Source organism: Luteolibacter yonseiensis (genome assembly GCF_016595465.1).
GTDB classification, from domain to species: Bacteria; Verrucomicrobiota; Verrucomicrobiia; order Verrucomicrobiales; family Akkermansiaceae; genus Luteolibacter; species Luteolibacter yonseiensis.
Map to the genome: position 1 here is coordinate 168,784 of NZ_JAENIK010000004.1, position 13,450 is coordinate 182,233.

Annotated in this window: 14 protein-coding genes; 6 read left to right on the forward strand and 8 right to left on the reverse strand. The window is 60.0% G+C overall.

From position 1 onward, the window contains the following. Position 1 precedes the first annotated feature (1 nt). From JIN84_RS02465 to JIN84_RS02485, 5 genes are all read left to right on the forward strand, one after another. A complete protein-coding gene (locus JIN84_RS02465) occupies positions 2–334 on the forward strand; it encodes a hypothetical protein (protein WP_200349423.1) in 333 nt (110 codons plus the stop codon). Between the two features lie 106 nt (positions 335–440). After that, positions 441–1,406: a tRNA preQ1(34) S-adenosylmethionine ribosyltransferase-isomerase QueA gene (gene queA, locus JIN84_RS02470; protein ID WP_345715829.1), complete on the forward strand. Its 966-nt coding sequence runs from the start codon at positions 441–443 to the stop codon at positions 1,404–1,406. Between the two features lie 18 nt (positions 1,407–1,424). Then, positions 1,425–2,183 (forward strand): exodeoxyribonuclease III, encoded by a 759-nt coding sequence (locus tag JIN84_RS02475; protein ID WP_200349424.1) that lies wholly within the window; start codon positions 1,425–1,427, stop codon positions 2,181–2,183. Between the two features lie 31 nt (positions 2,184–2,214). After that, positions 2,215–2,457, forward strand: coding sequence for a type II toxin-antitoxin system Phd/YefM family antitoxin (locus tag JIN84_RS02480; RefSeq protein ID WP_200349425.1), 243 nt, complete (start codon positions 2,215–2,217; stop codon positions 2,455–2,457). After that, the gene (locus tag JIN84_RS02485) at positions 2,454–2,891 is read left to right on the forward strand and encodes a type II toxin-antitoxin system VapC family toxin (RefSeq protein WP_200349426.1); all 438 of its coding nucleotides are present in this window, start codon (positions 2,454–2,456) and stop codon (positions 2,889–2,891) included. Before JIN84_RS02480 ends, JIN84_RS02485 begins: the two co-directional genes overlap by 4 nt. Before the next feature lie 2 nt (positions 2,892–2,893). Here the strand turns inward: JIN84_RS02485 and JIN84_RS02490 are convergent, their stop codons facing one another. From JIN84_RS02490 to JIN84_RS02515, 6 genes are all read right to left on the reverse strand, one after another. Continuing rightward, a complete protein-coding gene (locus JIN84_RS02490) occupies positions 2,894–5,281 on the reverse strand; it encodes a penicillin-binding transpeptidase domain-containing protein (RefSeq protein WP_200349427.1) in 2,388 nt (795 codons plus the stop codon). Between the two features lie 2 nt (positions 5,282–5,283). Then, positions 5,284–5,664 (reverse strand): BlaI/MecI/CopY family transcriptional regulator, encoded by a 381-nt coding sequence (locus tag JIN84_RS02495; RefSeq protein WP_200349428.1) that lies wholly within the window; start codon positions 5,662–5,664, stop codon positions 5,284–5,286. A gap of 118 nt (positions 5,665–5,782) precedes the next feature. Further along, on the reverse strand, positions 5,783–6,478 hold the full coding sequence (rsmI, locus tag JIN84_RS02500; RefSeq protein WP_200349429.1) for a 16S rRNA (cytidine(1402)-2'-O)-methyltransferase: 696 nt from the start codon (positions 6,476–6,478) through the stop codon (positions 5,783–5,785). 21 nt (positions 6,479–6,499) lie between these two features. Then, positions 6,500–6,934 (reverse strand): acyl-CoA thioesterase, encoded by a 435-nt coding sequence (locus JIN84_RS02505; RefSeq protein ID WP_200349430.1) that lies wholly within the window; start codon positions 6,932–6,934, stop codon positions 6,500–6,502. An 8-nt stretch (positions 6,935–6,942) separates the two neighbouring features. Next, positions 6,943–8,190 carry a beta-ketoacyl-ACP synthase II gene (fabF, locus tag JIN84_RS02510; RefSeq protein ID WP_200349431.1) on the reverse strand — a complete coding sequence of 416 codons (1,248 nt, stop codon included), beginning with the start codon at positions 8,188–8,190 and terminating at the stop codon, positions 6,943–6,945. Positions 8,191–8,272: 82 nt separating this feature from the next. Then, positions 8,273–8,440: a hypothetical protein gene (locus tag JIN84_RS02515; RefSeq protein WP_200349432.1), complete on the reverse strand. Its 168-nt coding sequence runs from the start codon at positions 8,438–8,440 to the stop codon at positions 8,273–8,275. A gap of 89 nt (positions 8,441–8,529) precedes the next feature. Between JIN84_RS02515 and JIN84_RS02520 the strand changes: the two genes are divergently transcribed. Further along, complete coding sequence (locus tag JIN84_RS02520) at positions 8,530–9,198, forward strand: spermine/spermidine synthase domain-containing protein (protein WP_234043151.1); 669 nt, start codon at positions 8,530–8,532, stop codon at positions 9,196–9,198. Between the two features lies 1 nt (position 9,199). Here JIN84_RS02520 and JIN84_RS02525 read toward each other — a convergent pair whose 3' ends face one another. Continuing rightward, on the reverse strand, positions 9,200–9,781 hold the full coding sequence (locus JIN84_RS02525) for a SprT family zinc-dependent metalloprotease (protein ID WP_200349433.1): 582 nt from the start codon (positions 9,779–9,781) through the stop codon (positions 9,200–9,202). A 127-nt stretch (positions 9,782–9,908) separates the two neighbouring features. After that, a complete protein-coding gene (locus JIN84_RS02530; RefSeq protein WP_200349434.1) occupies positions 9,909–13,349 on the reverse strand; it encodes a M6 family metalloprotease domain-containing protein in 3,441 nt (1,146 codons plus the stop codon). Positions 13,350–13,450: the final 101 nt, after the last annotated feature.

Sequence of the window (13,450 nt, forward strand, 5' to 3'; positions counted from 1 at the left end):
TATGATCATTCTTATTATCTCAATAATCTCGGCATTCGGATTTTCTGCGGCAGCGAAGAAAAAGGGATACAATTCATCCCGTTTTTGGATCTACCCCCTTGCCATAGGTTTTGGAACATTCATCGCAAGCTTGCTCCTCAACACGATCCTGCCGAAGATCATTGGCAATGGAGAATCGGCATTTTCGAAAATCTATCCATATGCGGTCGGAATCTGCTCCCTCATGCTTGTCCTGTCGTTGATTTCCAAAGCTTGGAAGCAGATAGAATCTTTGCCCGATCGGAAAAGGGTAGAACGGGCCGGAACATCGGACATCGAGAGGCCCGGTGTTTGAACTTACAGCTCCCTTACTGGCGGACTCTGTCCCGAACGACAACGATCTGAAGCGACCCGGCACTTGCGGCGGGCGCGAATGGAAGCTACGCATGGCCGCGATGCCGCTGCTCACCAAGGATTTCGACTACCACCTGCCGGAGGAACTCATCGCCGCACGGCCGCTCGCCGAGCGTTCCGCCTCCCGCATGATGGTGGTGCACAAGAACAGCGGTATCATCGAGCACCGGATGTTCCGGGATTTTCCGGAATACCTGCGGCCCGACGACCTGCTCGTCCTGAATGACACCAAGGTTATCCCCGCCCGTGTGTTTTCCGACGATGGAAAAACCGAGCTACTCTGCCTGGACCGCCTCACCCCGCTCGATTGGCGCTGCCTCGTGCGTCCGGGAAAACGCATGAAGCTCGGCCGCAGCGTGACCGTCGGCGGCATCACCGGCACCGTCACCGAAGTCTTTGAAAATGGCGACCGACTCATCCACTGGGACGCTCTCGTGGATCTGGACCAGCACGGCCACCTCGCCCTCCCCCACTACATGGGCCGCGAGGACGAACTCTCGGATCGCGACCGCTATCAGACAGTCTTCGCCCGCGAGGAAGGAGCCATCGCCGCCCCCACCGCCGGCCTGCATTTCACCCCGGAGCTGTTGGAAAAGATCCACCACACCTTTCTCACGCTCCACGTCGGCGTCGGCACCTTCCGTCCGGTGAGCGTGGACAACATCGCCGATCACGTCATGCACTCGGAGCGCTACGTCGTCAGCGCCGAGACTGCGGAAAAGGTGAACGCCGCCGCTCGCGTGGTCGCCGTAGGCACCACCGTCACCCGGGTGCTGGAATCCCTCGGCAGACCGCTCTCGGAAAAACGAGGAGAGACGGACATCTTCATCCATCCGCCCTACCAGTTCGGCGTGGTCGGCGCTCTGCTCACGAATTTCCACCTGCCGCAGAGCACGCTCATCATGCTCGTCAGCGCCTTCGCCGGGCAGGAACTCGTCATGGAAGCCTACCGCCAGGCCGTCGCCGAGCGTTACCGGTTTTTCAGCTACGGGGATTGCATGTTGCTGGTCTGATGTGGAAAGTATCCGCCGATGAAACTCATTTCCTGGAACGTAAACGGCATCCGCGCCACGCTTGGCAAAGGCTTCGGTGATTTCGTGACCTCGGAGAAGCCGGACATCCTCTGCCTCCAGGAAACCAAGGCCCGGCCCGAGCAGGTCACCCTGCCTTCCGAGCTCGACGGCTTCCACGGCTACTGGGATTCCGCGAAGAAGCCCGGCTACTCCGGCACCGCCATCTTCACCCGCGAGCAACCGCTGGACGTCCGTGTGGGCCTCGGCGTGGATGAGCACGATATGGAAGGCCGCGTGCTCACGCTCGAATATCCGGACTTCCATCTGGTGAATGTTTACACGCCGAACTCGCAGGACGGCCTCCGCCGCCTTCCCTACCGCCTCACCTGGGACGCCGTCTTCCGCCGCCATTGCGCCGAACTCGCCAAGACCAAGCCAGTCATCTTCTGCGGAGACCTCAACGTCGCCCATCAGGAAATCGACATCGCGCGCCCCAAGGAAAACCGTTTTTCGGCCGGGTTTTCCGACGAGGAACGCGCCAGCTTTACCGAGCTTCTGGGCGCGGGCTTCACCGACAGCTTCCGCCACTTCTACCCGGACAAGAAGGACGCCTACTCCTGGTGGTCGTTCCGGGGCGGCGCGCGCCAGCGCAACGTGGGCTGGAGGATCGACTACTTCGGCGTCTCGGAACCGTTCATGTCACGGGTCAAGGATGCGGAGATCCTGCCGCACATCACCGGCTCGGACCACTGTCCGGTGGCGATCACGCTGGCTTGACACCGCCCATGTATCACTTCAATGTGTCACCATGAAGACGACAAGCATCCGTGAATTGAAGCACGACACCACGGCGGTGATGGCCATGGTGGCCAATGGTGAGAGCGTGGAAATCCGTCGCCGGAATGTGCCGGTCGCCGTGATTTCTCCGATCCCTGCCAAATCTCCGATCGAACGCCCTAACTTCCGAGGGCGGTTGAAGGAGATCTACGGAGACGCTTTGCTCACGGTCACCGGCACCGACCTCATTTCCGAAGACCGCGGTGACCGATGAAAACCTATGCGGACACCGGATTTCTCTGCTCACTATACTCCGCCGACGCTCTGACGGATAAAGCTGAGAGAATCATGCAGCGGCAGACCACTCCGCTTGCCTACACCTGGCTGCATCAGTTGGAACTACGCAATGCCCTGCGACTCCGCGTCTTCCGAAAAGAAATCAGCGCCTTACAGAGGAATGCATCCCTGAATCTACTTCTAACGGATCTTGCCGGGGGCATACTCGAACACGCTTCGCCAAACCTGTCAGAAACAATGATCGAAGCTGAAAGACTCAGTACCGCCTACAGTGAAAAACTCGGCACTCGTTCAATGGACATCATGCACGTCGCCGCAGCGGTTGTTTTAGGAACATCCGAGTTTCTCAGCTTTGACAAACGCCAGGTCTCTCTCGCAAAAGCCGCGGGGTTGAAAGTGAAGCCTGTTTGAAATCACTTTTCCCATTCATCCACACAGATCGTTTCAAAAATCTGGCGGGCGATGGGACCGCTGACGGCCGCCCCGGACACCCCGCCTTCCACCATGACGGCGATGGCATATTTAGGATCCTCCGCCGGAGCATAACTGACGAACCACGCGTTGCTGGAGGCTTGCCCCCTTTTCCTGATCTGCGCGGTTCCTGAAAATCCGGCGATTTCCACCTTCGCGCTTCTCGCCACTTGCGCCACCGCACCATCAACATTGACGTTGTCACGCAGGGCCGAGCGGACTTTCCCGATCTCCGCGGCCTTCCATCCCTGCTCCTGCAGATCCGTGCGATACCGGGGCGGCCCATCCAGGATCAGACGGGGAACCCAGACTTTCTCTCCATTCGCCACCGCCGCCGCGATCACCGCGAGCTGCAAGGGAGTCGCGGATGAGTAACCCTGCCCGACAGTGGTCATCGCGGTGTCGTGGCGCGTCCATTTATCCTTGGGAAATGTTTTTTTCTCGGCCGGAGGGCCTGGAAAAAGTCCGGCATTTTCATTGGAATAGCCGCTGCCCGATATCTGGCCCAGTCCCAGCAGACCCGCGCTTTCGGTGATTTTTTCGATCCCTAATTTTTCAGCGAGCTGCATGAAGTAACAATTGCAGGAATGGATGACACCCCCATGCAGATCGAGCCAACCGTGCACATCGCTGTGCTGTTTCGCTATCCAGCATTTCAGCTCAACATTTCCAATTTTTTCCGAACCGGTGCATTCCAAGACCTCGTTCGTCTGCCCCGTGCGGCAGGCCGCGAGTGCCGCGACCAATTTGAAAACCGAGCCCGGAGTCGATGCGGTCACGACCCGGTTGCTCATCGGAAAATTTGAACTTTTACAAAGCGCTGTAAAATTCTCCTGAGACAGCTCCGGGATGAAAACACCCGGATCATAGGCAGGAAGCGAGAGACTCGCCAGGACATCGCCATTTTCACAATCAAGAACCACCGCGGCGCCATTGGCGACTCCGGCGTCCTTCATGGCATTCTCCACCGCTTGCTGGATTCCCATGTCCAGCGCGAGCGAGACGTCCCTGCCATCGCTCAAGAGCCTGTCGGAAATCTTCTCCACTCCGGTGAGCCCCACGTATTTGCCACTCTCCTTGTCTTTCGCGATGTAACCCAGCAGATGCGCCGCGCTCTCGTGGCAGGGATAGCTTCTCACCCCGTCTTCAGGGCTCTCCGCCAGTACGATTCCATTCCTATCCAGGATCCTTCCCCTGCCGGTCCCCCGCGCTTCCGACGCGTGCAGGATGGCGAGCGGGAACGCCGCGAGCAATGCGATACCCGTCACACACAGGACCAGTCCGCGCGTGATGGCCCGGCGGTTTTTCGACGCATCCAGAATTCCAGCGATGCGCGACTCCATCCCCGCCGGACGTGCCATGGTCAGGGCCGCGAAACGATCCAAGCCACTTGCCCGGAAAGAATTCGCCGCCGCCAACATCTCCATCGCATAGTCGCTGGATCGCACGCCATGGGTCAGCACCACGTCGTCGCAGGCGTTCTCCTGTTCGATCCGGAGCTGCCGGACCGCCCACCAGGCGAGCGGATTGAACCAATGGACCGCCAGCGCCAGATGGCCTAACAGAAGCGCGAGCGGATCGTTGCGCCGAAGGTGGGAAACCTCGTGCAGCAGGATCGGCCGCAGGCGTTGTGACGACCAGCTCTCCGCGCCCTGCGGCAATAACAGATGGCTCCGGAAAATGCCCCAGACCATCGGCATCGCATCCGGTCCCCCCACCAGCAGCACGATTTTCCGCCGCATTCCCAACTCGGATTTCACGAGTTCCAAAGCTTCCACCAGCGACCCGGAAGTCAGGCGTTCCGCACGCGATTTCCTCCGGCGCAGTGCGACAGCGCTCGCGAACAATGGCATCAACAGGATGGATCCCGCCACCGCCCATCCACCGATGAGCCATTTCGCCCGGATGCGGATGATGTCAGGCTTGGAGACCGGGATCTTGCCGGCAACCGGAACGACATATTTCACCGGAGTGATGCTGTCGTGCCTTTCCGACGCCCCGGCATCGGCGGCAGGAGTCTCCGCCAGTTTCGACCATCCCGTCGCAACCGGGCCCGTGGCGTAAAACAACTGCGGCGCTTCTTCCCAACGCATCCACGACGGCAGGACCCGCCAGGTCGGGAGGATCTTGAAGCCGAAGGGCACCAGCAGCGCGCCGGTCAGCGCACACAACCATACCAGATGCCGGTTCGCCGCCGTCGCACGACGCATGCAAAGCACCACCAGCGCAGCCACCGCCAGCAGAACGCCCGCCTTCGCGGCGCCATCCAGCAACGTCGCCACGGTCCAGCCCGCCAGCCCGGAACCCACCAGGATCATCCGGATGTTCATGGCTATCTGCCCTCCTTCCTGGCTTGCTCGATCAGTTGGTTGATCCGCGAAAGCTGGTCCGCGGACAATGTCTCGCCGCTGCCGAGATGCGCGGCAAGCGCCTCGTCCAAAGCACCGCCGAAAAAGGTGTCGAGCACGTGCCGCAACGCGTTTTTCCCGGCCTTTTGTTTCGACTGCTTCGGGCTGTAAACCACCTCGCGTCCTTCCTGGCGGCGCTTGAGAAATCCCTTCTCTTCCAGAATGTGCATCATCCTTCTGACGGCCATCGCCGTCGGCGGATCCGGCAGCGCGGCCGCGATCTGATTTACCGTGGCATCGCCCTGGGCGAAAACCACATCCATGATCTGGCGCTCTCGCCGGCTGAGTTCGGTGGGGTCGGACATGCGTTAATAAATTAACGTTTCCAGACACAAGTCAACGTCGAACGTTAATTTTTTAACTATATCATTCGCTCCCCCCTGATGAAGAATTCCCGCGGAATGATTCCGGGCTCTGTATCGATCACTCCGGAGCGTGAACCAGCAGGACGATCTCCCCTTTCGGCGCATGGCTCTGGAAATGCGCCAGCACTTCCGCGGCGGTGCCACGATGGTACGTCTCGAATTTTTTGGTCAGCTCTCGGGCGACACAGGTTTTCGCCGCCGGGTTGATCTCCGTCAGAATCTCCAGGGTGGAAACGATCCGGTGGGGAGACTCGAAAAAGATGCCGGTTTCCCCGGAATCAAGCGCGGAGGAAAGGGCGCTGCGGCGCTTGCCGGATTTCACAGAGAGAAATCCACCGAAGCGGAAGGCATGGCACGGAAAGCCCGAGCCGATGAGCGCGGTGATGACGGCGGATGGACCTGGCAGAACTTCGAAGGGCGTGCCGCTCTCGATGCACGCCTGCACCAGCCGGTAACCGGGATCCGAGATGCCGGGCATGCCCGCGTCGCTGATGACGGCGATGGTTTCACCGGCTCTGGCGGCTGCGATGAGATCCGGCGCACGGCGGGCTTCGTTGTGTTCGTGGAGTGAAACGAGGGGCTTCCCGGGGATGCCGTGGTGCGCGAGCAACTGGCCGGAATGGCGTGTGTCCTCGCAGGCGATGCGGTCGGCACCGCGGAGGATCTCAAGGGCGCGCAGGGTGATGTCGGACAGATTCCCGATGGGGGTCGGAACGAGGATGATGCGGCCGGAGATTTCGGAAGAAGGTTCCATGGAAATGGTATTGCTGTGCGGCTATTCCGCGCCATCGGCGCTTCGCGCGGCGGAATGAATCCCGCGCTCCAGTCTGGAGCGTTCCTCGCCGGTGATCAGGACAGGCCTGCCGACGTGATTCACGCGGACATTCGTCATGCTGCCGAACGCCGCGGTTTCACCGGCGGCATTAAGCACCTGGAATTCCCAAGTGATGGAGGACGCGCCGATGTTGGAAATCTCCAGCAGCACCTCATACGGATCTCCCGCGAGAAACGGACGCTTGTATTCGCAACCGACTTTCACCCTTGGCCAGCCGCCTTCCGCTCGATCGAAGACGAGCACGCCGCGCGAGCGCAGGCACGCGTGCTCGGCGGCTTCGACGTATTTGAAGACGTTTGGAAAATGCATCCATCCGCTGGCGTCCGTATCTGCGAACGCGATGACGCCCGCCTGCCGATGGATCGGATTTTCCATGGTCCGGGTCACTCGTATTTGCTGACGAGCACGGAGGCGTTGTGACCTCCGAAGCCGAAGCTGTTGGAGAGCGCCACCTTCACCGGCACCTCGCGGGCGACGTTCGGGACGACGTCCAGATCGCACTCGGGATCCTGCTCTTCAACGTTGATGGTCGGAGGAATGACACCGTCCTTGATGGCCATGACGCTGGCGATGAGCTCGATACCGCCCGCCGCGCCCAGCATGTGGCCGGTCATGGACTTGGTGGAACTGACCATGAGGCCGTTTTTCGCGTAGTCTCCGAAGGCAACCTTGATGGCTTTCGTCTCCGCCACATCACCGAGGCCGGTGGAGGTGGCGTGGGCGTTGAGATACTGCACGTCCTCGGGATTCTTCTTCCCATGCTTGAGCGCCATCGCGATGGCGTAGGCAGGGCCGCTGCCATCGGGCGATGGCGCGCTGAGGTGGTAGGCGTCCGCGCTCACACCATAGCCGATGAGTTCGGCGTAGATCTTCGCCCCCCGCTTGAGGGCGTGTTCGAGTTCCTCGATGACGACGACACCCGCGCCCTCGCCCATGACAAAGCCGTCGCGGCCCTTGTCGAACGGACGGGAAGCCTTCTCAGGCTCGTCGTTGCGGGTGCTGAGCGCCTTCATGCTTGCGAATCCGGAAAGGCCCATCGGCAGGACGGCGGCTTCGGCACCACCGCAGACGAACGCATCCGCATCGCCGAACTTGATGATCCGCCATGCTTCCCCGATATTATGGTTGGAGGTGGCGCAGGCGGTGACGATGACCATGTTCGGACCGAGAAGGCCGAACTCCATGGAAACGATGCCGCTGGCGATGTTCGAGATCATCATCGGAATGGTGAAGGGCGAAACGCGCTTCGGTCCTTTTTCCATGAAAGTCGTGTGCTCGCGCTCCAGCGTGGAAAGTCCGCCGATGCCGCTGCCGACCATGCAGCCGAAGCGGCGCGGGTCGATTTTCGAGACATCGATGCCGGAATCCTCCATCGCCATTTTCGAAGCGGCCACGGCGAATTGCACATAGCGGTCCGCGCGACGGGCGTCCTTGGGTACGTTGAAGTACTGGTCGGCATTGAAATTCTTGATTTCACCAGCGATTTTGCAGTCGAACGGGGTAGGATCGATCTGGGTGATGGTGGAGATGCCGCTGCGCCCCTCTTTGAGGCCGTCCCAAGTGGTGCTCAGGTCGTTGCCAAGTGGGGAAATACAGCCGATGCCGGTGATGACGACGCGTCGTTCGCTCATAATTGTGAAAAAGGTTGGCGCGGGATAAGCGAACGCGCAAGCCTCATGATGCGATGAGGGATCAGGTTTTAAAATGAAAGGGTTACCGCCCCGGAACAGGACTCGAAGCGGGTGGGGAAGTCTCAGCAGGGGATTGTTTCCGAGGCCCCTGCGAAGGTTTGATCGTGTCGAGATGATTCGCCACCCAGACGACGGCTCCAAGCATCGCGAAGGTCATGAGCAGGACAATGATCGTGAACAATCGTCTCATTTGGAGTGGAAAACCTGGAACCTCGGAAAGCTACGCACGGGAATGGATTGCTCCAGCGGAATTTGCGTGAAGACTGGGGCACCCGTTCCATGAAAATCACCCGCACCCTCGCCACCAGCACGACACCCGATGGGGAACGCATCACGCTCCACGAGCACGACGGGCATCATTTCCTCAAGGTGGCAGGCCTGCAACTGATGAGCACCACGGCCTCCTCCTCGGAGGAACAGATGGCGGAACTGTCATGTGCGAATCTCCCCGCGCAAGCCCGCGTGCTGATCGGGGGCCTGGGATTCGGCTTCACGTTGAAACGGGTGCTCGCCCTGACCGGGCCTGATGCCGTGGTGGATGTGGCGGAACTGCTGCCCGTGATCGTGGAGTGGAATCGGGAATTCCTTCATGAGGTGAATGGCCAGCTGCTGGACGATCCACGCGTGAGAATCCACGTGCGGGACGTTTACGAACTGATCGACGGTTGCGGAAACGAACGCTACGACACGATCTTGCTCGATGTGGACAACGGGCCGGACCCGTTTGTCCAGGATGTGAACGAGAGATTGTACCAGAAGCCCGGAATCGAGCGGATCAAGCAGGCGCTGCGTCCGGGCGGGCGCGTGATTTTCTGGTCCGCGCATCCGGACAAGTCCTTCGCGAAGTCCTTGCAAGGCGCGTTCAGGAATGTGGAGTGCATCCCGGCCAAGGCCTACCCGAAAGCGAAACGCTTCACCCACACGTTGTTCGTGGCCGACCGGACCTGAACTACGGCAGCTTGTTCTTGATGAGGCGGAAGCGGTCGTGATACGCGCCGTTGTTGAATTTCCTGCAGCAGTCGTAACAAGCCACGGCCTTCTTGATCGGTCTTACCCGGTGGATGACCGCGAAGCAGTTCGAACAGACGTAGGCGTGGTTCCGCTTCAACCGGCGCCGCTTGAACGGAAGCGTGTGATACGGTTTCTCACCAGGGATCCCCAGATCGGAACAGGCGAGCTGCCATTCGATGCCGTGGGGATCAATGCGTCTGCGTCCGCAGCGTTCGTAGGCGACGAGGTGGGCGAGTTCATGCTTCAGCGTGCGCCAGAGCTCCTCTGGTTCGCACTCCCGGAGCTTGGGATTGAGTTCGATGGCACGGTCCGGCCACCAGGCGCGGCCGGCGGTGGTCTGCATGCGCGGGTTCCATGTCACGCGGACTTTCCGCGCCAGTTCGTGGAGGGCGAGGGACTTCGCGGACTCCGCGCACCAGGCGGTCAGGCCGGCGTCCTCGCGTGCCGGCTTCGGCGGCGGAGTGTCCGGCGTCTTCAGGACGCGGAACCACGAAGTCCAGCGAAACTCAAGTTGCGGCATGCTCCGACCCATTGCAGTAAGCGGTAACAGCTTCCCCCGAAGTTGGCAACAGGCGGTTCGCTCCCGCTACAAAAAAAGCCGCCCGGCATGATACCGGACGGCTTTGGGAAGCAGGAAAGCGTCCGCCTTATCTCAGGCGGATGTAGCGCTTGGAATCCGAGGTGAACGGAGTGTTGTCACGCACCTTGAGGGTTGTCGCGTTGTCGATCAGGACAGTGGTGTGCTTTTTACCACTGTACCAATCCAGCAGGTTGGATGAAACCTCGACCGTGCCACTCACTCCCGCGTTTTTCGTGATGGTGAGCGAACGGTATTTTTTCCCGGAAATGACTTCCACACCGGCGGTTGCCTTCAAGGTCACCGAAGCACCGGCAGGATCCGCCACGGAGAATCGGGTGATTCCGGAAGGTGAGGCCGCTTGTGCCAGAGTGGTGGCAGCCTGGGCTTTCGCCTTTTTGACCGGATCGCTGTTGCCGGCGAGAAGGACCTGGAACTGGCCTGTCGCGTAATCGTTGCTGGAGATGTTGATCACCGCGTCACGCTGTTTGCCTTTTTTCGGCTCAGTTGGCCTGAATGAGACATTGAAGGACGCGGAAGCACCAGGCGCCAGCGGGGCAAGGGAAGTCGGACTCACGACGAAATCCTTGGACTTCGGACCGCTGACGGAGATCGCAAGGCGGTCCAAAACGGCGGATCCGGTGTTCTTCACCACGATGGTTTTCGTCTGACCTTTGTTTTTCGTCTCCGTCTTCGCGAAGGTGACGATGCTCACGTTGTCGGTGAGCGCCTTGGAGGCCTGATAGACACCAATCCGCGAGGATTCCAAGCCCGTGCCGTTGAGAGCGACGGAGAAGATCCCCTCATCACCATCGCTGCTGCGGATCTGGAGGGTCGCCGTGCGCGCTCCGACGGCCGTAGGCTTGAAGACCACTTGGAAGGTGGCGTTTTGTCCGGCGGAGACCGCCGTCTTGGTCAACTTCTGGACGATGAAATCGCCGCTGTTGGCACCGATGGTCTTGACGGAGATGCCCGTGAGATCGGCTTGTCCGACGTTCCTGATGGTGAATGTCACCGGTGCGGCGGAGTAGCGCACGCCAACGCTCGGACAGACCGTGGTGGAGGCACCGCTGACGATGTCCTCTCCCAGAGGGTTCGTGACCGCGATTTCCTGGGTGGTGGCGGGCATGGTGACACCGTCCAGCCAGACCGTGTCCTGCATGTCGCCATAGGTCTCATCCTTCTGGTAGGTCCACTTGAAGGTATGTGTTCCGGCGGTGACGGGGTAGGATACATAGATCCACTTGCCGTTTCCGGAAATGCCCCGCTCATCGTTGATCAGCTGCTCCTCACCGTCGATGTAGAAACGCGCGTAGTCGTAGCCAAGTTCGGAGGAGACCTTGATGTAGAAGCTTACCACGCCGGCTTTGAAATGGGAGCGATAGGCGATGCCCGCCGTTTTACCATCTCCCATCTTGTTGGTGGCGAGGCAGCGCGCGCCCTCGTAAACTTCGCTCTTCGTCACGCTCCATCCCGCCTGCACACCGGACGGTTTGGACCAGCCGTATGGCATCTCCCCCCCCGCAGGGAAGGTTCCCGCGGTTACGGAGAAATTCCCATTGCTGGAGTCCGTGGCCGGCACCGTATTGGTAAGACTGCTGACGCGGATGCTGTAGTCGGTCGCGGGAACCAGCGTGGTGGGAACGGTCCAGGCAAAGCTGCCATCGTTCGCCCGGTTGGCAGCGATCACGGAATGGAGCGCGCCGGCCTTGAGGAGCTCGATCTTGACGTTTCCGGTGATGTTCGCCCCCCAGGTCACCGGGAAGACCGAGCCACGGAAAAGCACCTCGCCTCCGTTCGGACTGAAGACACGGGCCGTGTTCGGCTTGAGTGCTCCGAAATCCACAATCATGGTGTTGCCCGGCGCCGAGCGGACCTTGACCCCGATGAACGAATTCGAATTATCCCACCATTTGGCGTTCGGGGTGGTGGTATCGTTGAAGTTCGGATCCGAAGAATCGAAGAGGTCCGAACCATCGCCACGGTTGACGCCCCGCTCCAGGTCCCGCCTGCCGTCGGCCTGCATGACGGCCACCTGGTAATGGGGGTTCCCGCTCATGTTGCCTGAAACCTTCCCGTCGATGTGCCAGATGACAATTCCTTTGTCCGGAACGTACTGGGCCCACTTGTCCCCGTTTCCACGGTTTTCGATGACGAAAGACTCCCGTGCGTCCGCAGGATTGAGAATGCGGCGCGCGACATTGCCGGTGGTCGGGAGTTTCACCTTCTGGAAATCATCCGAAGCCATGTCGGTGATGTTCCCCCAGCCCACCAGCTCCTTGAAGTAGGCGTTGATCGGACCGGGAGTTTTACCGTTGTTGAGATGGTTCGCCGATCCCATGAGGCAGTGTTCACCGACCCCCTGTTCCGTGCGGTTTGTGTTCGGGACCAGCTTGCTCGAGTAGAGATCGGGATAGTTGAGCAACAGGTGTCCGTTTTCGTGACAGAAGGTGCCGATCACCGGTGCCGTATCCGGGAGGTTGGTGATCTGGTAGTCTCCGACGTAAAGTGGCGCCTCCTCGGTGCCCACGTTGATTTCGCCCCTCACCGTGGATTGGTGCGGCCACAGACCGAACGACCAGGCCCCGGAATCATCACCGGCGAAAAAGACGTTGGTCGCGAGAATCCGGTCCCCGTTCAAGGAGAGACCCGAAAAATCAAATCCTTGTTGCTTCAGGATCACAACCGCATCCGAGATGATCTCGGTGGCGGAGGCGCCGATGTCCTCGTAGAGCTCCTGGTTCGCGGGATAGTCGGAATAATTGTAGTAGTCACGCGGGTGTGGCAGCGTGACGATCTGGGTGACGGACTGGGTATAAGTGAGCGCTCCCAAGGATTGGTCGGAGAAATAGTCCCGAACCGAACCGGTGTTTCCGTTTTCAGTGTAGCCCACATTGTTGCAGAACCGGACGATCTTTTCGCGGTTCGTAGGGAAATTCGTCGGATCCACGCGGGTCGTCCGCGTGTCGTCCGGAAACTGGACCAGGATGGTGAGACCGACTTTGGACCCGTTCACGGGGGCGGCGAGGATCTCGGCGGCATCAACCGCAGCCCTGTTGATTCCGGCTCCCTTGGCGGCACTGCGGAGAGTCTGGACGGCGTCCACGCGCTTGTTCCAGCGGTCCGCGCGGTCTCCTTCGAATTTCGAGTGGTTTTCACCGATGATCGAGTCGACCACCTCCCCCGCCTGTTCGAGATGTTTTTCCAATCCCGCTGGAGCCGGAGCGTCAGCGCGGGTGCCGGAAGACACGAACGACTTTTTATCCGCTCCCAGAACGGCGTAATAATAGGTCTTGTCAGCTTGGTTGAGATAGACGGAAAAGCCGTCGGAGGTTTCGGTGCGGCCATAGTATTCGTCACCGAACACCTTCAGTTGCAGGACTTTGCCATCCGGCTGGGTCCACTTGGTCTCACGTCCGTCCGGACCGTAGGGAGCGGCGACGGCACTACCAATGCCGCCGGCAAAAAGGGCCAACAGCCGGAGCTGCCGGAAAAGTAGGGATTTTTTCATGTCTGTAGGAGGGGCGATGCCACGCTCATGTGGCGCAGGATGTCGAAGTCAAGCGAGGCGGAAAAAAAATGTCGAGGCAATCATTTCCCGAATTACAACGG